The sequence below is a fragment of the Colwellia sp. Bg11-28 genome, assembly GCF_002836245.1.
GTDB classification, from domain to species: Bacteria; Pseudomonadota; Gammaproteobacteria; order Enterobacterales; family Alteromonadaceae; genus Colwellia; species Colwellia psychrerythraea_A.
This window is the reverse complement of the sequence record NZ_PJBA01000018.1, coordinates 1,007,703-1,027,189: the sequence shown is the minus strand read 5'-3', so window position 1 is coordinate 1,027,189 and position 19,487 is coordinate 1,007,703. Positions and strand designations below refer to the sequence as shown.

The 19,487-nt window shown below is 38.4% G+C and carries 17 protein-coding genes; 15 read left to right on the top strand and 2 right to left on the bottom strand.

Annotated features, from left to right (window positions below):
- The first annotated feature begins 290 nt into the window (after positions 1–290).
- The 14 genes from CXF79_RS21605 (at position 291) to CXF79_RS21545 (ending at position 15,677) form a co-directional block, all read left to right on the top strand.
- On the top strand, positions 291–1,787 hold the full coding sequence (locus CXF79_RS21605; RefSeq protein ID WP_101157824.1) for an OapA family protein: 1,497 nt from the start codon (positions 291–293) through the stop codon (positions 1,785–1,787).
- Positions 1,780–2,970 carry an anhydro-N-acetylmuramic acid kinase gene (locus tag CXF79_RS21600; protein WP_101157823.1) on the top strand — a complete coding sequence of 397 codons (1,191 nt, stop codon included), beginning with the start codon at positions 1,780–1,782 and terminating at the stop codon, positions 2,968–2,970. Before CXF79_RS21605 ends, CXF79_RS21600 begins: the two co-directional genes overlap by 8 nt.
- A 186-nt stretch (positions 2,971–3,156) precedes the next feature.
- Positions 3,157–3,348, top strand: a complete 192-nt coding sequence (locus CXF79_RS21595; RefSeq protein WP_011045449.1) for a hypothetical protein — start codon at positions 3,157–3,159, stop codon at positions 3,346–3,348.
- Positions 3,349–3,868: 520 nt separating this feature from the next.
- A complete protein-coding gene (locus CXF79_RS21590) occupies positions 3,869–5,350 on the top strand; it encodes a Na+/H+ antiporter NhaC family protein (RefSeq protein WP_101157822.1) in 1,482 nt (493 codons plus the stop codon).
- A gap of 96 nt (positions 5,351–5,446) precedes the next feature.
- Positions 5,447–6,493, top strand: a complete 1,047-nt coding sequence (locus CXF79_RS21585) for an isoaspartyl peptidase/L-asparaginase family protein (protein ID WP_232769280.1) — start codon at positions 5,447–5,449, stop codon at positions 6,491–6,493.
- Between the two features lie 215 nt (positions 6,494–6,708).
- Positions 6,709–6,834, top strand: a complete 126-nt coding sequence (locus tag CXF79_RS23875; protein ID WP_011045446.1) for a hypothetical protein — start codon at positions 6,709–6,711, stop codon at positions 6,832–6,834.
- Positions 6,835–7,102: 268 nt separating this feature from the next.
- Complete coding sequence (locus CXF79_RS21580; RefSeq protein ID WP_011045444.1) at positions 7,103–7,720, top strand: LysE family translocator; 618 nt, start codon at positions 7,103–7,105, stop codon at positions 7,718–7,720.
- Positions 7,721–7,920: 200 nt separating this feature from the next.
- Complete coding sequence (gene oxyR, locus CXF79_RS21575) at positions 7,921–8,820, top strand: DNA-binding transcriptional regulator OxyR (protein ID WP_011045443.1); 900 nt, start codon at positions 7,921–7,923, stop codon at positions 8,818–8,820.
- Between the two features lie 203 nt (positions 8,821–9,023).
- Positions 9,024–9,593: an alkyl hydroperoxide reductase subunit C gene (gene ahpC / locus CXF79_RS21570; protein WP_011045442.1), complete on the top strand. Its 570-nt coding sequence runs from the start codon at positions 9,024–9,026 to the stop codon at positions 9,591–9,593.
- Between the two features lie 239 nt (positions 9,594–9,832).
- Positions 9,833–11,404, top strand: coding sequence for an alkyl hydroperoxide reductase subunit F (gene ahpF, locus CXF79_RS21565; RefSeq protein ID WP_101157821.1), 1,572 nt, complete (start codon positions 9,833–9,835; stop codon positions 11,402–11,404).
- Between the two features lie 282 nt (positions 11,405–11,686).
- Positions 11,687–12,412, top strand: coding sequence for a hypothetical protein (locus CXF79_RS21560; RefSeq protein WP_101157820.1), 726 nt, complete (start codon positions 11,687–11,689; stop codon positions 12,410–12,412).
- Positions 12,413–12,458: 46 nt separating this feature from the next.
- A complete protein-coding gene (locus CXF79_RS21555) occupies positions 12,459–15,107 on the top strand; it encodes an intermembrane phospholipid transport protein YdbH family protein (RefSeq protein ID WP_101157819.1) in 2,649 nt (882 codons plus the stop codon).
- 25 nt (positions 15,108–15,132) lie between these two features.
- Positions 15,133–15,315 carry a YnbE family lipoprotein gene (locus CXF79_RS21550; RefSeq protein WP_011045438.1) on the top strand — a complete coding sequence of 61 codons (183 nt, stop codon included), beginning with the start codon at positions 15,133–15,135 and terminating at the stop codon, positions 15,313–15,315.
- 8 nt (positions 15,316–15,323) lie between these two features.
- Complete coding sequence (locus CXF79_RS21545; RefSeq protein WP_011045437.1) at positions 15,324–15,677, top strand: YdbL family protein; 354 nt, start codon at positions 15,324–15,326, stop codon at positions 15,675–15,677.
- Positions 15,678–15,780: 103 nt separating this feature from the next.
- Here CXF79_RS21545 and CXF79_RS21540 read toward each other — a convergent pair whose 3' ends face one another.
- Positions 15,781–17,682 carry a methyl-accepting chemotaxis protein gene (locus CXF79_RS21540; RefSeq protein ID WP_011045436.1) on the bottom strand — a complete coding sequence of 634 codons (1,902 nt, stop codon included), beginning with the start codon at positions 17,680–17,682 and terminating at the stop codon, positions 15,781–15,783.
- Positions 17,683–18,029: 347 nt separating this feature from the next.
- Between CXF79_RS21540 and CXF79_RS21535 the strand changes: the two genes are divergently transcribed.
- Positions 18,030–18,920 carry a TIGR01777 family oxidoreductase gene (locus CXF79_RS21535; RefSeq protein WP_011045435.1) on the top strand — a complete coding sequence of 297 codons (891 nt, stop codon included), beginning with the start codon at positions 18,030–18,032 and terminating at the stop codon, positions 18,918–18,920.
- A 62-nt stretch (positions 18,921–18,982) separates the two neighbouring features.
- Here CXF79_RS21535 and CXF79_RS21530 read toward each other — a convergent pair whose 3' ends face one another.
- Positions 18,983–19,396, bottom strand: coding sequence for a hypothetical protein (locus CXF79_RS21530; protein ID WP_011045434.1), 414 nt, complete (start codon positions 19,394–19,396; stop codon positions 18,983–18,985).
- Between the last annotated feature and the right edge of the window lie 91 nt (positions 19,397–19,487).

Sequence of the window (19,487 nt, the reverse complement as noted above, 5' to 3'; positions counted from 1 at the left end):
AATAAAGGGCTAACTTAAGCAAGTTAAGTTGATTTTTTTATTTTTAAAAGTAAATCACCTCATTAAAAACTTAGGACGTTGCTGTTATTAACCTTAGTGGAGAACCAAATTTAAATAAGTGCCTCTTACTCAGTTTGTCTTTGAATGTGATTAATTACATTTGCTTACAAAGACTAGGGTTTTCATCGATGAGTGCAGTCAGTAATCGCATTATTTTTTCTGTAGTTTAGGTACAGTTTTGATATAGTCGGTAGATTACTGAATTTGTTTTTGATTTATCATTTCCCGCTATGAAAGTTTCGAGTCGTATCCTGTTGAAAAAATTATTAGAAATATTTAAAAACCTACCTAAGTTACATCGCCGGATAATTATTGCCAGTAGTTGTTTTTTACTGCTTTTATTGATCATCCCCTCAAATGACGAAAGTCATGATGTTGATGATATCCAAGTAGGAAAACGCATTCAGGTATCATTGCCAGAAGATATAGTGCCCAAAGGTACAACGCCCAAACAAAGTGCCTTACCTCAGCGAAGTAGTAGCAAAGCCAACAACAACATCACAATTGAGCAGATACCATCGTTAGCTAAAACTGTCGGTGCGCAAAGTGAAGGTAGCTTAGTGAGCGGGAAATTAGAAAGAAAAGTAAAAATACAAGACTCGTTAGAAACACTCGCCCAACTAAGCTGGCAAACCGTGAAGGTTCGAAGTGGAGACTCTTTAGCCTTGATACTAAAACGGTTGGGTTTTAGTGCGCAAACAACCTATGCGGTCAGTACCGCTAAAGGTAAAGAGAGTAAATTATTAAAAAGACTTAATGTCGGTGATAAATTACGCATTGCCAGCGATGAAGAGCAACAATTAGCCGCGCTTGAATATCCTCTTTCTAAAACTGATACCTTATTTATTAATTTAGTGGGAGACAGTTATCAATCTCATCGTGAAACTAAAGAAGTAGAGATACGAGAAAGTTTTAGTTACGGCACTATCAACTCTAGTTTTTGGAATGCAGGCGTCAGTGCTGGCTTGAATGATAGCCAAATCATTAACTTTGCCAATATTTTTGGTTGGGATATTGATTTTGCCTTAGATATCCGTGAAGGCGACAGTTTTCATATTACTTATGAAAAAAAATATATCGACGGTGAGTATATAGGTACAGGCAATATTTTAGCGGCAGAAATAACTAACCAAGATGAGGTATTCCAAGCTATTCGTTTTACCGATGATGAGTATTACAGTCCTGATGGCAGAAGTATGCGTAAGGCTTTTCTGCGTGCACCTGTAAACTTTAAATATATAAGCTCGAGTTTTAAACGAAAACGTTTTCATCCAGTACAGAAACGTTGGAAAGCACATCGTGGTATTGATTACGCAGCTAAGACCGGCACACCAGTTGTTGCGGCAGGTAATGGTAAGGTGACGCATGCGACCTATAATAAATACAATGGTAACTATGTCTTTATTCAACATGGTAATGGCATAGTGACTAAGTATCTGCATTTTTCTAAACGAGCAGTCAAAAAAGGTCAGCGTGTCAAGCAGGGTCAAGTCATTGGTTATGTTGGCGCTACCGGTTTGGCGGCAGGCCCGCATTTACATTACGAATTTTTGCTTAATGGCGTACATCGTAATCCGCGTACCGTCAAATTACCTGATGCTAGGCCTATCGCTAAAAAATATAAAGCCAAATTCTTATTATTAGCTGATGAACGTCTACAAGCCTTATCAGGGGCTAAAAATGCATTACTTTCGACACAAGCAAGTGATATAGCGACTAATGATTAATAATAAAGTGGTAGCAGAAGGAAAATACTATATTGGCTTAATGTCAGGCACCAGTGCTGATGGTATCGACTTGGCGCTAGTAGATTTTACTGATAAGGGGCAACAGCCTCGATTAGTTGCTAGTTTCTATCAAAGTTATAGCACTGTTATTGCAGATAAAATCACCTCACTTTATCAACCTGGGAGTAATGAGGTTGATCGTGCATTTCATTTGGATGTTGAATTAGCACAGTTATTTTCTCAGGCCATCAATGCATTACTTAATCAAGAAAAGCTAGCTCCTGAAGATATTATTGCAATTGGTAATCACGGGCAAACCATTCGTCATCGACCAAGTGGTGATAACCCATTTACTTTACAAATAGGTTGCTGCCAAACGTTGGCAACGTTGACTAGGATTCGCGTGGTAGGTCAGTTTCGTCGTAAAGATATGGCGTTAGGTGGTCAAGGCGCACCTTTAGTCCCGATTTTTCATCAACAGTTATTCACTCAAACAACCGCCGCGAACTTTGTGGTGAATATAGGCGGTATTGCCAATATAACCTTTTTGCCAACACGAGATTCTAATCAAGCTATTTTGGGTTTTGATACAGGACCAGGTAATGCTTTACTTGATGATTGGTTCACTAAACATCACCCAAATAGTGATGACTGCTTTGATAAAAATGGCGCTTGGGCAACAACGGGACAAGTTATTCCGTTGTTGCTAGAGCAGTTGATGCAAGATGATTATATAAATTCTGCAGCACCTAAAAGTACAGGAAGAGAATATTTTCACCTTGAATGGCTTGAACAGCAATTAACAGCTTTTAAAGAGGCAACTCATTCGCAACATGAAACAGTAATCAATCATAATGCCGATATTCAAGCGACACTATTGGCTTTTACCGCACAGAGTATTAGCGACGCCATTATGGCGCTAACGGCACAAGGTAAAGTCTACTTGTGTGGCGGCGGTGTCCATAATAAGGCTCTAGTGGAAGCGCTTAGCAGTAGATTAACTGCATCCGACACTGTGTTTGAAATAAACACCATGCAAGCACTGAATATTGATGGTGATATTCTTGAAGCTATGGCGTTTGCTTGGCTTGCATACGCTTTTGATCAAGGTTTAGACAGTAATCTGCCAGCAGTCACTGGTGCGAACGCAAGTTGTACCTTAGGTAGTGCTTTTATTCCTTAAATATTCTTTTATAAATTTGAGCCAGTTACTTACGTTCAGCAGTTTCATGCTTAAATCAGACAATAATCTACTAGCATTTCATGACATCAATACTATACTTAATTACTGGGTGTTCAAAAAATGAACTAACTGGTCGTACTGAAGTCAAACTCAGTACACCTTGGAAGTTAGCGTTGAGGAGGGCTTATGGAATTTAAAGATATTCATATTGGTATGAAATGTGGCAGTAAAAAAGGCAGTGGTACTGTTACCTGGGTTGATGGCTCAACACATACTATTTATATGGTTGATTGTAACAACAATGATAACTTTGAAGTTAATATCAACGATATTATCGAAGATCCACAAGCGCACAATAAAGAAGATGATTACTATTAAATAGTACTGAGATTTATCTTTTAAAAATAATAAAAAACCCGACAAATTTACATTTAGTCGGGTTTTTTATTTTCACTTAGTCAATATACCCGTCCACTTGAAGATACAGACTTCCTGAAATGGGCATCTTCAAGTGGAGCGGGTATATACCCGTTACCATTCAAAGTGCAGGTTTTCAGTGGGAATTTAAATGATTTTAGGCAAGAAGAATGATTTAAGCATAGTCATTCTATGTTTTGATTATTTGACGCAGTATAAAGTCATTTAAAACTCATCGAAGAAGCGCTTGAGCAACATCACTTCATCGTTGCTGTGATTCACAATGGAATAACCATTATGTCATCACAGCGCCTTGAGTTGAAATTGCTCAAGCACTCTGAAACCAGCATCTTGATTGGTGACGGGTATATATTGAATCTGCCTTAGTTATTTGCCACACTGCTCCCTCTACGACTAGCTTGATTAATTGAATTAGTATAATCAAGCCACTCAATATCAAACTCATGCTTTAAGGTCTTTTATGGATTGGTTGTCAGTGCTACCTCCTTTGGTCGCTATTATTATTGTTATTTGGAAAAAAGAAGTCATTCTTGCTTTGCTTACTGCCGTATTTACCTCTGAGTTGTTATTAGCATCACAAGAGCATAGCAATGTCATTTTTCATGCCTTTATTGGCTCTCTTGAACGTGTTATCGGCGTGGTCAGCTCTGCTGGTAATGCTCGTATTTTGATTTTCAGTTTACTGATTGGCGCTTTACTGGCGTATGTTAGAGATTCAGGTGGTGTTACTGCAACGGTCGAAAAGTTAGTTAATAAAGGTATCGCCAAAAGTAAGCGACAAGTAGGTGCTCTAACCATGTTTACCGGCATGGTCATTTTTATCGAATCAAATCTTAGTGTGCTTACTGCAGGTATTTTGTCTCGTGATTTATTCGACAAATTCAAAATGAGTCGTGCTCGCTTAGCCTATATTATTGACAGTACCAGTGCGCCAGTATGTATATTAGTATTACTAAATGGTTGGGGTGCGTATGTACTCGCACTATTAAATAACTATGAACTAGGGCAGTCTTCTGTGTCTATTTTATGGGGATCAGTCGCATTTAATTTCTACGCTATTATCGCTTTGCTCATGGTGGTTTATACGGTAGTGACCGATAGAGTACATGGGCCAATGAAAACGGCAGAGTTGGCATTGAATACCAGCGAAAAAACAAAGGAAAGGGTAGAATCTGATGATTTATCGCAGCGCTCTTCAATAGCTGAATCTTCAATAGTGCAAACAGCTGCACCTCAAGAAACACTATCACAAGCCATACTGCATGAGGCCATGGTGCCAGCCACCAAAGCACGCTTTATGTTGGTACCTTTAATGAGCATGATCTTCGGCATGTTTTTCTTTATGTATTGGAGCGGCAATGGTGATATCACCCAAGGTGACGGTAGTAAATCGGTACTTTATGCCACTTGCTTAGGTTTGGCTGTAAGTTACTTTTTATTGCGTTTTTCTAATCGTTTCGAACATCAAGAGTTAGTAGAAATAGGCTTTAAAGGCATTGCTGAACTATTACCGTTAGTCACGATAGTGCTGTTGTCATTAACTCTTGGCGCTAGCTTGAAAGAGCTTGGCACTGGTTATTTTATTGCAGGAATTGTTGGTGAGTACTTACCGTTAGTTTTAGTGATACCTATGTTGTTCATTGCAGGTGCTATTATTTCATTTAGTACAGGAACCTCGTGGGGTACTTTCGCCATTTTAATTCCTATTGGCGTGCCATTAATTCAAGCGCTTGGTTTACCGCCTTCATTAGTGATTGCTGCTATTTTAGGTGGTGGTATCTTTGGTGATCATTGTTCTCCAATCTCTGATACTACGTGTGTATCAGCCATCGCATCAGGTTGTGATTTACTTGAGCACGTTAAAACCCAAATGCCTTACGCATTGTTTGGTGGCGCGGTAACACTTGTGGCTTATATCATCGCAAGCATTGTCATGATTTAGCGAGTTATTCATCTGATTGTTATGAGTTGAAAAACCGGTCAGTTACTACCTATTAACTGCCTAAGATTTACAGTCTAAGAATAACGAGGAATAATAATGAAAATAACGCGACCGATGTTAACTTTTTTACTTGTATCAGCCTTTGCTAATACTGCATTTTCTAATACTGTCTTAGCAAAATACGTTCCTTTTGCTATCGCCATTCATGGTGGTGCGGGCACTATTCAAAAAGACCATTTTACTCCTGAAAAAGAAGCGGCTTATCGTGCTAAATTAAAAGAGTCTGTTGAAGCAGGTTATACGGTTCTTGAGCAAGGTGGTACTAGCCTTGATGCGGTAATCACTGCAATAAATGTTCTCGAAAACTCACCATTTTTTAATGCGGGTAAAGGTGCTGTTTATACCCATGATGAAACTCATGAAATGGACGCTTCAATTATGGACGGAAAAAACCGTCAAGCAGGCGCTGTCGCGGGAGTTGAACATATTGAAAACCCGATAAATCTAGCACGTTTGGTGATGGATGAATCAGTACATGTGATGTTAAGTGGTGCTGGCGCAGAAAGCTTTGCTCAAAGCCAAGGGGTTAAGTTAGTTAATAATAAGATCTTCGATACTGACCATAGATATAAATCATTGCAACGCGCTAAAGCTAAAATGAAAAAGGCTAAACAACAAAATAAAGACTACCAAGCAGCGCACTTTGCTTTAGATACTGAATATAAAGTGGGTACGGTTGGCGCTGTTGCGCTTGATAAATTTGGCAATATTGCTGCAGGTACTTCTACTGGTGGTATGACAAATAAGCGTTATGGTCGTATTGGTGATTCACCTGTTATTGGTGCAGGTACTTTTGCTGATAATGCTTCCTGTGCTGTTTCAGCAACGGGTCATGGTGAATTCTTTATTCGTTATAACGTAGCGGCTGATATTTGTGCCAGAGTTCAATATCAAGGTAAGAGTATTGACCAAGCGGGTAAAGAAGTTATTCATGATGTGCTCATGCCTGTTGGTGGTACGGGTGGTGTGATTATTATAGATAGTAAAGGTAATATCAGCTTACCATTCAATACTAAAGGTATGTATCGAGCCAGCAAATCTACCAGCCAAGTGACTTATGTTGGTATTTTTAAAGATGATTAATTAAATATCAAATATCAAATATCAAATAACAAAATCGAATAGCTAGAATACCTGCTCGGTAAGTTGTTGGTTACGCGAAGATTAGTGACTTAACTTTTAGTTTTTCGTCGCTATACCCTTTGATCTAGATCAAGTTTCTCTGTCCATCATTAACAATATCGGCTAAAATCCGCGCCATATTTTAGTTGTTTAACCGCAGTACAGGAAACTAGACCATGTCTCAGCACGAAGAAGATTTTAAAGATCCCTCCTCTTTCAAACACTTAGCAATGATTATTGTGGCAATGTTTGCTATGCCATTATTACCAATGGTAATGGGTTGGTTTACGCTTCTGCGTTAAGCAATTTTATCTATTACTGGCGAGGGGCACTTGCTCCTCACAGTAATTATTGTCTTCTGCATGACCTACTACTTTCTCTCTTTGTTCTTTTCTAATATTAATCACTTTTCTACTCGTATTAAATAAACCTCAATAGCTTGGTTATACCGTTGCTTTTCTGCATTTAGCCTTTTAAATTCGATTATTCATCGTTATTTTATAATCAATGCTGCACTTTATTGTTACAGTGTCTCCGAATTTTCCTATCTTCAACTTAAAAGTGAATCGAATGCCTGATATAGCTGTTCTTGCGGTCTTTCTTCCTACCTTCTTTTTTGTCTCAATCACGCCAGGTATGTGCATGACATTGGCGATGACGCTAGGCATGAGCATTGGTGTGCGTCGTACCATGTGGATGATGATTGGTGAACTCATTGGTGTCGCAATTGTTGCGATAGCAGCTGTGTTTGGCGTTGCTGGTATTATGCTTAACTACCCAGATGTATTCGAAGTGTTGAAGTGGATAGGTGGTGCATACTTAGCGTACATAGGCGTTAATATGTGGCGCTCAAGGGGTAAAATGTCGATAGGTGACAATAAGCCCAGCGATGTCAGTCGTTATTCTTTATTCACGCAAGGGTTCGTCACCGCTATTGCTAACCCCAAAGGATGGGCCTTTATGATTTCCCTGCTTCCTCCTTTTATTAGTGTTGACCGCGCAGTAGCACCACAATTACTGATGTTACTCGGCGTTATCATGTTTACCGAATTTACTAGCATGATGGCTTACGCAACGGGTGGTAAGAGTCTACGGTTATTTTTAAGTCGCGGCGATAATGTTAAATGGATGAATCGTATTGCGGGTAGTTTGATGATAGCTGTTGGTATTTGGCTAGCAGTTAGTTAACCCTTAGCTAAAGGATCGCTAGGCCATAGTTAGTCAATGTGCATGACTGAACTTATTATAAGTGGCTTTATTTAAGCTAATCTAAGCTAAACTGAGTGCAACATTTCGACTTCACATACGTTATGAAACTCGCTTTCAACACGTGATCATAATACCATAGCCAAACTCTCTGTTTTCTTATTAAAAGATAGGTCTTAGCTATGATTAAGTTGCGCGATTTAGAATATTTAACGGCTATCGATAAACATAAACACTTTGGTAAAGCGGCTCAATCTTGTTTTGTTAGTCAGCCTACTTTGAGTGGGCAACTAATGAAACTGGAAGAGCAACTAGGTTTGCAACTGGTCGAGCGTCATCGCCGCAATGTTATGTTAACGCCTGCTGGGGAACAGTTAGTTAAAGAAGCGCGAAAAGTATTACAAGCCGCAGGACAATTTGAATCTTGTGCTAAAGCCTTGCTTGACCCGTTTGCGGGTGATTTACATCTAGGATTAATACCTACATTAGCGCCATATTTGTTGCCACATATCATGGCAGACTTGAATAAAGCACTACCTAACATCAACTTCTTTCTACATGAAAATCAGACCAAGGTATTATTGCAGGAATTGGATGAAGGTAAATTAGACGTATTAATTTTGCCTTACCTTGATGAAATGGATAAATTTGAATCATACCAATTGTTTGATGAACCACTGATGCTGGCAACACCAAAAAATCATCGACTTGCCAATAAAAAAGATTTATCACTCTCCGACTTACATGATGAAAAAATTCTAACCTTAGCTGATGGCCATTGTCTTAAAGACCAAGCAATGGGCTATTGTTTTTCTGCGGGTGCTAAAGAAGATAATAGTTTTCAAGCGACAAGCTTGGAAACGCTACGTCATATGGTGGCAAGCGGCATGGGCATTACTTTATTACCAGCCCTTGCTGCACAAGGAAATTTAGCTAGCGATACTATTCATTATGGTCAGTTTCAAGCCCCAGTGCCTGTACGAGGCATCTCTTTGGTGATTAGACCTAATTATTCACGTATGCAATGCGTTAGATCGATAGTGGCCAGTGTTAGAAAGTCTCTCAACGGTATCATTACCTAGTTTATCCATTCTTACTAAAAGCTAAAACCTTTCAAATAGCTCACTATAGTGTTCTTTAGAATACTATATGATAGGTTTTAACTATCATATTAATAATTATCATCGATTATACTAATTCTTCCTCTGGCTCTATTATTACCCCGTCTTCAACGAAACACTTTTAACGTTTCAAACATATTTATAACACTTAACGGGAGTTCAGAATGAACCAATCAATTATTAATACTAAATTATTACCTTTTAACGCTACTGCTTTTCACAACGGTGAATTTGTTGAACTAAGTGAAAAAGACCTTGCGGATAAATGGTCAGTAGTTTTCTTCTACCCAGCTGATTTTACTTTTGTATGTCCTACCGAATTAGGTGACATGGCAGACCACTATGACGAATTACAAAAAATGGGCGTTGAAGTTTACTCAGTATCAACCGATACCCACTTCACTCATAAAGCATGGCACGACACCTCAGATACGATTAACAAAATCAAATATCCAATGATTGGTGATCCAACTGGCGCAATTACCCGCAATTTTGGTGTCATGATTGAAGAAGCTGGTTTAGCACTTCGTGGCACGTTTGTTATTAATCCAGAAGGCGAAGTTAAAATCGCTGAAGTACATGACTTAGGCATAGGCCGAAGCGCAGCTGAGTTACTACGTAAAGTTAAAGCAGCACAATATGTTGCCGAGCATGATGGTGAAGTTTGTCCAGCAGCATGGCAACCAGGTGCTGAAACTTTAGCTCCATCGTTAGACCTAGTAGGCAAAATCTAAATTAGGATTAGTTAAATTTTCCTTAGATTCGTTTAAATGCTTACTGCTCTGCGTTACGAGGGCTTCACATAGGCAAGCTATGCTACAGCCCTCGCGCCTTGAGCAGAAAGCATTTAATTCAAATCTAAAGTCAAACTTCGGCGGAATAAGGATGTTTCGCACTTGCTAATTAATAGCAAAACTAAAGTTCCTTTCCCTTATCACTTTCCACTTTCCATCAAATATTCTCAGAGGTCATTATGTTAGACACAAATTTACAAACACAATTAAAAAGTTATTTAGACAACTTAAAAACTCCAGTCGAGCTAATCACCTTTACTGATGAAAGCCCTAAGGCAAAAGAACTTGCTCAATTAGTGACACAAATCGCTGAATTATCAACATTAATCACTGAAATTAATGGTAATAATAGTGAACAAGCGGCCAACGAACGCGTGCCATCTATGTTAGTCCGTAGTGTGGCGAGTAATAGCGAAATGCGTTTTGCAGGTTTACCAATGGGGCACGAATTTACCTCATTAGTCATGGCGTTATTACACAGTGGTTCACACCCTTTAAAAATTGAAGCTGAGCAAATAGAACAAGTACGCAACCTCGAAGGGGATTTTGTTTTTGAGACCTACATCTCGTTAAGCTGTCAGAATTGTCCGGATGTAGTACAAGCCTTAAATATGATGTCAGCCATTAACCCGAATATAAAACACACCATGATTGACGGTTCGTTATTTCAAACGGAAGTGTTTGATCGTGATGTGATGGCAGTCCCCAGTGTGTATTTAAATGGTGAGTCATTTAGTCAGGGTCGTGTGTCATTAACCGATATTTTAAATAAAGTAGATACCAATGCGGGTGCTCGCCAAGCTAAAGCATTAGAGAATAAAGATACCTATGACTTTTTAGTTGTCGGTGGTGGGCCTGCAGGTGCCGCCGCCGCAATTTATGCGGCACGAAAAGGTATTAATACTGGCTTAGTTGCAGACCGATTTGGCGGACAGGTCAGTGATACCATGGCGATTGAAAACTTTATCTCGGTCAAAGCCACACAAGGGCCAAAACTTGTTGCTAGTTTAGAAGAACATGTTCGTGAATATGATGTAGATATCATGAACAGTAATAAAGCGAGTAAAGTGAAGCGCAATGAAGCTACAGGACTGGTTGAAGTTAGCTTAGAAAATGGCGCCGTATTAAAAAGTAAGTCGGTGGTATTAGCAACTGGCGCACGCTGGAGAGAAATGAATGTACCGGGTGAAAATCAGTATCGCGGCAAAGGGGTTGCTTACTGTCCTCATTGTGACGGACCACTCTTTAAAGGCAAACCCGTAGCGGTTATTGGTGGTGGTAATTCAGGTATTGAAGCTGCCATTGATTTAGCCGGTATTGTAGAGCATGTCACTGTTTTAGAATTTGCAGACACGCTACGTGCAGATGATGTTTTGGTGAGAAAAGCTAATTCATTAACTAACGTCACTATTATTACTAATGCGCAAACCACTGAAGTGCATGGTGATGGTACACGTGTCACTAGCTTAAGTTACACCGACCGAGGTACAGGTGAACATCATTCACTGGCATTGGCAGGTATTTTTGTGCAAATAGGCTTGATGCCAAACACTGAGTTTTTACAAGGTGAAATAGAATTAACTAATCGCGGTGAAATTATTGCAGGTAGCCGAGGTGAGACGTCTATTGCAGGGGTTTTTGCAGCAGGTGATGTAACCAACAACCCTTATAAACAAATTATTATTGCGATGGGAAGTGGTGCAAATGCTGCTTTGGGAGCTTTTGATTACCTTATTCGTCAAGACGTTTAATAGGATTAAACCATAAACAAAAAGTCATACCTTATTGTGCACGTTACTTTAAATTTGATATTTATAGTTAGAAAATAAACCGTTTAAAAAAATAATATTTTAAGCGGTTTAGTAAGCGGTTTAGTAAGCGCTTTAGTAAGGTGCTTAGTAAAGCTTACGACAGTACCTTATGCTTTTTGAGCCTATCAAGATTTGTTAGCATTAGTGTCATTAAAATAACAAGTGTAATTGGTATATAAATTGCTCGTAATAAAAGTGTCAATTTATTACGGTATTTACCAAATGATCAATAACCTAGGCCTGTATAGCGCCACTTTTAATAACAATTCAACGGTGAGTCAGCAAAATACTGCTGAAATACAAGCAATCACTGAAAAACATGCTGAAAGCATTGCTAAAAGTGAAGAGCCAGCTGTTGTTGATAACAGTTTATATTTATCAAGTAGAGCGCAAAAGATTAATGCTATCAGCAGTGAGTTTTTTAGCGGTGCAGAACTAACATTTGATGATGTAGGCGCGTTAAAAGAAAAGCTTTATCAATTTGGACTTATTTCAAAAGGTGAGTATGCCACGTTAAGCGGGACTTCAGCGGAAGCTACCACTAACGAATCTAGCGAGACCACTTCTACCACCACGTTAACTAATTTCCTTGGGGACTTTATTGAGCGCTTAAATAAAGATGATAGTGATGAGAGTACCGACAGTGATGATGAAGATATCCCTGAAAGTGAAACAATAGTGGCTTTAACTGGTGTGTTAACTACTGCAAAAAAAATATTGAAAAACGTCGAAGAGCAGAAACTGCAACCTGACTTTAAAACCTCTCTTAATGAGGCATTAGCCTTACTTAAGGAAACAATTAATGATAAATCATTTGAAAAATTACCTTTAGAGGACAAAATCGGACTCAGTAAAGTGCATCAAGCATTAGAAATAGTTGATCGCCTATCTCCACAACGACTTAATAATGATAAAGTTAATCAATATATTAAGTTATCATATAGGTAATCGATATACGCTATTTCACAGTCATATTTGAAGGTAAGGGATTATTTTGCGGTTGTTTAAATTTACCTTAGCCATATGTTTGGTCTTTGTTATCACACTCAGTGCGGTATTTTATAGTCGAAGCTCGGTGGTGACATCAATAGTAAATAATTATCTGACTGAGCATAATAGTGAGTTAACCTGTATTGATTTTGAAGTAAATAACAACTTTGATTTACTGATCACCCGTATATGTATTGATTCTCCTTATGCGGAAATAGAATTAATTGGTAGTCTGGTAGAATGGCGATTTGAGCCCAGCAAGTTAGACGTAGATAATATAGCCGACGCTATTTCAGCGATAAATATTGATGTAGCTACGGTACGTGCTAAAGGTGATTTTCAATTCCCTGAAAACCCTACTTCAAGTAACGTAAAATTCAGTGAGTTACCCACACTTATTAGAAAAAAAATTAATGACCTTGCGTTGCTCTCAATTCCGATTAAGGTTGAGATCAAAACCTTTAGCTACCAACCCCTTACTAATAAAAAAACTAATAAACAAACCCATCAAAAAGCTAATAAAAACCACACTTATCAAGGGCAATTTTCAGCCAATGCTCAGCAGCTCGCATTCTCTTTAGCTAATCAAAAGAATGAAAGTGTTCTTGCTTTGGCGTTAACTAAAAATGGTGATGAGATTCGTGCTAGTTTAGCGACAGATTTAGCAAAGCTCAGGCCATTTCTCGTCAGACACCAAAGAGCTTTGCCTCTTAGTTTATCAACACTCTTGCTCGATGACTCTTGGGTTGCTGCGGGGAAGCTTAATAGCCAACTTGATTGGCAACAGCAAACCTTGACTCTGACCAATCAAATGACTGATTTTTCTTTCGAGGCATCACAAGGTTTTTCTTCATTAGGGCCGATTGAGCTAGAGACAACATTGTCGTGGCAAACAGCTTTAGTGGGAGAAACCCTACAATTTGACTTTACTCATAAAGATTACCAGCGTAATAACATACAGTTAGCTTTTAATGCAGAAAAGTTACTTGAGCAACTCACAGCGCAAAGAGTGGACCAGCAGATAATAAATGTGCTCACAGACAATGCTATAAATTCCTTAACAGTTCAGTCATTGGGTTCGCTAACAATTGACTTTGCCCAGCAAACTATAGCCAGCGATAGCCTTGATATTGTTAGTAGAAATTTAAATGGGCCAATAAAACTCTCGTTAAACGATGTACTATTTAATTTTAATGATGATCCAGCAATAACAACTAACTTACAAAAAGCAAAATTATCACTGACAGGAGCAGCAAGCATTGCTCAATTACAGCCTTATAGCAGACAGCCAGTAAAGGTAAGTGTCATAGGGGAAATTGTGCAGTACAGTGACATTTGGCAGCTAACACTTGCCCAAGGCACGGCAATCGAATTAGCTCAGCTCAGCTTACCGTCAAATAAGTCAGTTAGTGAACCGATAAGGAAATCTCAACAATCAACCCCCAATGCTCAACCGAATATAAAATCGTTAATCAGTCATTGGCAAGGTAAAGTGTCGATTGCTAAAAATGACAATCAACCGCAGTCTAAAAATAGTGAATCAGTGACGTTTGCATTAGATATTAACAGTCAGATAAAACAGCTAAATTATCCTAATATATTAAAAGTTGATGAACTTAAGTTAACTACAAAGCTCAGTGGTAATATCGAAGAGATAACGATAAATACTAAAGTGATTGCCGATGATGTACCCATAGCGACCGCTATCTTAATGGGGGATTTACGTCATCCGAGTGTGATTGTGTCGGCACAAGATGTGTTGCTTACTGATTTATTAGCTTTGAAGTTGAAACTACCTGTTGAGTTGAAGCTTATTGATGGCAATATCGACTATCACTTAAGCGGACAGTTAAAAAATAGTGATGACCTATTAGCTAATCCAATGATACTCACACTAACGGTACAAGATGTTACTGGGGAAGTTGATGGTACTTGGCTACAAGAGCTTAACTGGCAACAAAAGCTGCAGTTACAAAATGGTGAGATAAAATCGAGACCAGACCAGACTAAAACGTCATCTAATCTGACCATTGCCAAGATAGAAACGGCGACACCCATTAATAATTTTTCAACAAGAACTTATATCGACTTTTCAAAAGATAGTATGAAATTATTAGCACATAATATTCGCGGACACTTATTAGGTGGACGTTTTGATATACCACAAGTTCAGTGGCCTTTTAGGAAAGATCTGCCAGTGAAAGTAGCACTAACTAGAATAGATTTAGAAAAACTACTCGAGTTAGATAAAAAGCAAGGTATAGTCGTGACAGGAAAAGTCTCAGGGCAGTTACCCATTCAATATGATGGTGAAAACTTTCTCATCAAAGGCGGTAGCATAAAAAATGTCGGTGACGGTATTATCCAAGTTTATAATAACCCCGCGGTTGAAGAACTAAAAGCCAGTAGCACTGAATTAAAGCTGGCGTTTAGCGCCTTGGAAAACTTGCACTACCATCATCTCTCATCAGAAGTTTCGATGGCGGATGACGGCTATATGTTATTAGATACAGCCATTAGGGGCCGAAATCCTGATTTGGACAATGATGTAAATTTGAATTTAAATCTTAGCTATGATTTATTAGGCTTAATTGAATCACTCAATATTACCGAGGATTTTGAAAGCAAAATTATCAAGGGTTTAAAGAACTAAAGAACTAAACAATTAAGGAACATTTATGGTTAAAATACTGGCACCACTGCTAGCTGTATTTTTATTTACTGCCTGCACTCATCGAGTTGAAGTAAGTGCTAAAGAGCCAATCACGATTAACTTGAATCTTAAGATTGATCATGAGATTCGAGTCAAAGTCGATAAAGAACTCGATGATATTTTCAGTGACGATAGTGATATCTTTTAGGAGCAATAATGAATAAATTAATAAAACACTCAATCAAGCACTTAATTAGAAAAGTGAGCCTAGTGTTAATTGCCTCTTCCATAGCATTTTCAGCTTGGGCAGTTACTCTCGATCAAGCCAAACAGCAAGGGCTTGTTGGTGAAATGTCTAATGGTTATCTAGGTGTGGTAGTGGCAAGCACTGAAGTTAGCGACTTGGTAGATATGGTCAATAAAAAACGTAAAGATATTTACCTTAACTTGGCGCGAAAAAATAAAATCACTATGCAGCAAGTTACTAAGCTAGCGGGCGAAAAGTCTATGGCTAAAACTCAGCCAGGACATTTAATTCAAAATGCTGAAGGGCAATGGGTTAAAAAATAACTGACGGCAACGATTGAACCTAGTTGAGCTTTAAAGAAGAAAACCGTATTACTTTTTAAGTACTACGGTTTTTTTGTGGTTTTTCAGTAAATGTAGGTACAAACTACACTTTAAATTTGCTGATAATCTCAGTTAACTGCTGGTTGATATCATCAATACTATTGAGCTCAGCAAACGCTTGTTTACCGTTGTTATCTAGCTCGCCGACAATCTCGTTAATTGCGGTCATATTTTTACTGACCTCATGGGTGACATTGCTCTGTTCTTCAGCTGCAGTGGCAACTTGTGTACTTAAATTATTAATCTCAGACACAATACCTGTCATTTCATCTAAACTTATTGATACTTCACCTGCACCTGTCGCCGCTTTTTGACAACGCTCTTTGGTGACACTCATTGAATCAACAACCGTTTGATTACCTTTTAATAGGCTAGAAAGTGCACTTTCAATCTCATCGGTACTTGACTTGGTTCGGCTTGCAAGGTTACGCACTTCATCGGCAACAACGGCAAAACCACGACCTTGTTCACCAGCGCGAGCGGCCTCAATAGCCGCGTTAAGTGCTAATAAATTGGTTTGATCGGCAATGCCACCAATAACACTCAAAATAGAATTTATGCCATCGGTTTTACTACTCATTTCACTCACACTTTCTACCGAGTTATCAACGTCAGTAACCAACTCTGCAATAGTCCCTTGTGCTTGGCTTACTGTTTTCATCGATTCACGACCTGCGCTGTTGGCGTTATCTGTTAGTAGAGCGACATTGGCAATATCGCTTGCCATAGAGCCCGCAGTAGCATTCATTTCTTCAATAGCCGTTACCACTTGCTCAGTTTCTTGAACATGGCCATTTAATATAACGGTATTATGCTCTGATTGGTCTTTCAGCTTAGAGACATTGCCATTTAGTGCTGTTGTTGCCTCTTTTATTTCTAATATCATTGATTGCAAGCTTTCTATAAACCGATTAACACCATCTGCAATTTGACCTAAGTCATCAGTTGAATTTACCTTAAGTCGCTGTGTTAAATCGCCATTACCTTGAGAAAGTGCAGTGATTGTTTCTTTTAATACAAGTATAGGGCGATAAATAATTTGCAATAAGATGAACACCAAAATAACACTTATTAATGTTGCGGCAATACTGCTGATAATAGCGCTTTGCTTCGCTTTAGACAGACTTGCATAGGCAACTTCTGTATCTAGACCTAAAGTGTAATACCAATATTTATCAGCTATTTTAATTTGATGTGCAAACAGTAACTTATCCACACCATCTAATTGATAGGTATATATCCCCCTTTCATGGCTAACAGCGTTTAACGCTGCCTCTTTAAACCAAGGGTAACTCGTTGCTAGTTTTTTGTTTTTAACCGTTTTACTTGTCGAAGCCAAAACGGTGGTGTCTTGATTAAAAATTAATGCTACAGCCCCTGGTATTTCTGCGGAGTTCTCAACTAACTCATTCAAAAAATCCAATTTCATATCAACTGAAATCATACCATTTTTAATTTTATGAACGATACTGACCCAATAAGTCATTGAACCAAAATATGGCTCACTTGTTGCGGTGCCTGAGCTTCTGCGAGCTAATTGGTAATATGATTCATCTCTAACATCACCTGAAAATATATGTTCAGGCCAAGTATTACTCGTTTGATTCCAGTAGCCAACGCCACTTTCAAAACCAATGGCAGAGCTATTGAGGTTCATCGAATAAGCAATGGTTTTTGTTAATTTAACAAAATACTCAGTACCGGCTTCTTCTCCTTGATCATCATAGAGTTTTGCAATTCGGGCCAAACCTAATGCTTTTTCATTCAATTGTTGTTCTATGAGCTCCGCTTGTTTCCGCACGAATTCACTGTTTTCTTTGATAATGAGAGCGGTCAGGGTTTTTTCCTCTTTTATATAGGAAAAATAGCTTGTTAAAGAAACGGAAAGTCCGACTAAGACAGTTATTGTAATTAGTAACAGGTTTTTGAATCCAAACTGCACCATGGTGTATCCTTTTTTGTCGCCATCTTGGGCTGTTAACTTCTTATGGATTGAAATTACTTAGATAATTTCAGCCGACATATATTTCATATCAATTAACAGAAATATATTTACAAAACTTATGTGACTGCTCTGAATCCTTGGCATGGATATAAATTAGACTATTTCAAACACAGTCCTTTAGCTTAATTTAAAGCGACTATACTCATTATTAAAAGCGACTTTACTCAATGTTATGCGTTTTTAATTACTGATTCGTGATTGGTATTTACTTTATGATCATAATTGATCGAATTTGATATCCCTCACGTATTCTTAAGAGTAATAGTCTTAAATGTAGCGGAGTGAATATGAAAATATTAGTAACCGGTGGTACAGGTTTAATTGGTCGACACTTTATTAGTGCTTTTAATCACAAATATCAATTCACTGTTTTAACGCGCAACACTCAAAAAGCACAACTATATTTACCTAAAAACATTGAGTTTATTGAACAGTTACCAGAGCAAAATTATTTTGATGTGATCATTAACCTTGCCGGTGAGCCTATTATTGATAAACGCTGGAGTCGCGCACAAAAAGAAAATATTTGTCAGAGTCGATGGAACATCACTGAAAAAATAGTTGAAATGATTGCACGCGCCACGGATAAACCAAGTTGTTTAATTAGTGGTTCAGCCATAGGTTATTATGGTGAAACGGGTGCTGTATCAACGCATGAAGATGCAAAAGTTACTCATTCTGATTTTGCGCACACCCTCTGCCAAAAGTGGGAGGAACTTGCACTTAAAGCCAAAGAACACTGTCGTGTGGTGTTATTACGTACTGGTATCGTATTAGCAAGTGATGGTGGAGCATTAGAGAAAATGCGTTTACCCTTTTCTTTAGGTTTAGGCGGAAAACTTGGTAATGGCCAACAATATATGTCCTGGATACATATAGATGACATGATTCACGCTATTCATTTTAGTGTACAAATAAAGTGTATTGAAGGTGCTATTAATTGCACTTCTCCTAAGGCAATAACTAATGAAGTGTTTACTAAGGCATTAGGCAAAGAAGTTAATCGGCCCACTTGGTTTAGCGTACCTGCATTTGTATTAAATATTTTAATGGGACAAGGTGCAGAGCTATTATTGACAAGCCAGAATATTTATCCGCAAAAATTGCTCAGTCATGGTTTTCATTTTAACCATAGCGATATTGAACATGCACTTGCAGATTTAATGACTGAATCTTAAATATATTAGGGTGAACTCCTTTGAGTATGAGGGTTGTAGAGCGATAGCAGGTTATCATTACTCTACTGGTTTCTTTCAACCGGGCTAGTTGCTAGCGTGCTAATTTGTCTTTTTTCTTCTATCGTTAATGCTTGATAAAATCGAGGGTATGACCAACCATATCCCCATCGAAACGACGTCGGGAAATATGGACTTCCCCCTGCACGAACACCCATTAACATGAGCTTCGCTATTTGTGGTTCACCCACTTTAGCAACACATTGCTGAAGTTGTTCATCAGCGATTAACCTGCCTTCATAGGTACCGCCTTGCCAATAAGCATAATCATGAGCGGTACAACAAGATAGCCATAATTCTTTCTGCTCAAAGGTACCATCAGGAAAAACGCTGCATCCGTCAGTAGTGAAGGGGGCAATTGTCTCTGCATGTACAGACACTGAAGCTAACGAAAACAAGAGATAGATTATGATACGCATAAGTTTTTGTACTACTTTATATATGAGCCTCATTTCAGTAAAATCGATATTATTGTCTTAAATAAAGGCGGGCTAAAATTTTGATGGTAAT

Excerpts from the sequence above, each read along its gene's own strand:
- CXF79_RS21605 (WP_101157824.1), top strand. The coding sequence starts at position 291 with ATGAAAGTTTCGAGTCGTATCCTGTTGAAAAAATTATTAGAAATATTT.
- CXF79_RS21600 (WP_101157823.1), top strand. The coding sequence starts at position 1,780 with ATGATTAATAATAAAGTGGTAGCAGAAGGAAAATACTATATTGGCTTA.
- CXF79_RS21595 (WP_011045449.1), top strand. The coding sequence starts at position 3,157 with ATGGAATTTAAAGATATTCATATTGGTATGAAATGTGGCAGTAAAAAA.
- CXF79_RS21590 (WP_101157822.1), top strand. The coding sequence starts at position 3,869 with ATGGATTGGTTGTCAGTGCTACCTCCTTTGGTCGCTATTATTATTGTT.
- CXF79_RS21585 (WP_232769280.1), top strand. The coding sequence starts at position 5,447 with ATGAAAATAACGCGACCGATGTTAACTTTTTTACTTGTATCAGCCTTT.
- CXF79_RS23875 (WP_011045446.1), top strand. The coding sequence starts at position 6,709 with ATGTCTCAGCACGAAGAAGATTTTAAAGATCCCTCCTCTTTCAAACAC.
- CXF79_RS21580 (WP_011045444.1), top strand. The coding sequence starts at position 7,103 with ATGCCTGATATAGCTGTTCTTGCGGTCTTTCTTCCTACCTTCTTTTTT.
- oxyR (WP_011045443.1), top strand. The coding sequence starts at position 7,921 with ATGATTAAGTTGCGCGATTTAGAATATTTAACGGCTATCGATAAACAT.
- ahpC (WP_011045442.1), top strand. The coding sequence starts at position 9,024 with ATGAACCAATCAATTATTAATACTAAATTATTACCTTTTAACGCTACT.
- ahpF (WP_101157821.1), top strand. The coding sequence starts at position 9,833 with ATGTTAGACACAAATTTACAAACACAATTAAAAAGTTATTTAGACAAC.
- CXF79_RS21560 (WP_101157820.1), top strand. The coding sequence starts at position 11,687 with ATGATCAATAACCTAGGCCTGTATAGCGCCACTTTTAATAACAATTCA.
- CXF79_RS21550 (WP_011045438.1), top strand. The coding sequence starts at position 15,133 with ATGGTTAAAATACTGGCACCACTGCTAGCTGTATTTTTATTTACTGCC.
- CXF79_RS21545 (WP_011045437.1), top strand. The coding sequence starts at position 15,324 with ATGAATAAATTAATAAAACACTCAATCAAGCACTTAATTAGAAAAGTG.
- CXF79_RS21540 (WP_011045436.1), bottom strand. The coding sequence starts at position 17,682 with ATGGTGCAGTTTGGATTCAAAAACCTGTTACTAATTACAATAACTGTC.
- CXF79_RS21535 (WP_011045435.1), top strand. The coding sequence starts at position 18,030 with ATGAAAATATTAGTAACCGGTGGTACAGGTTTAATTGGTCGACACTTT.
- CXF79_RS21530 (WP_011045434.1), bottom strand. The coding sequence starts at position 19,396 with ATGCGTATCATAATCTATCTCTTGTTTTCGTTAGCTTCAGTGTCTGTA.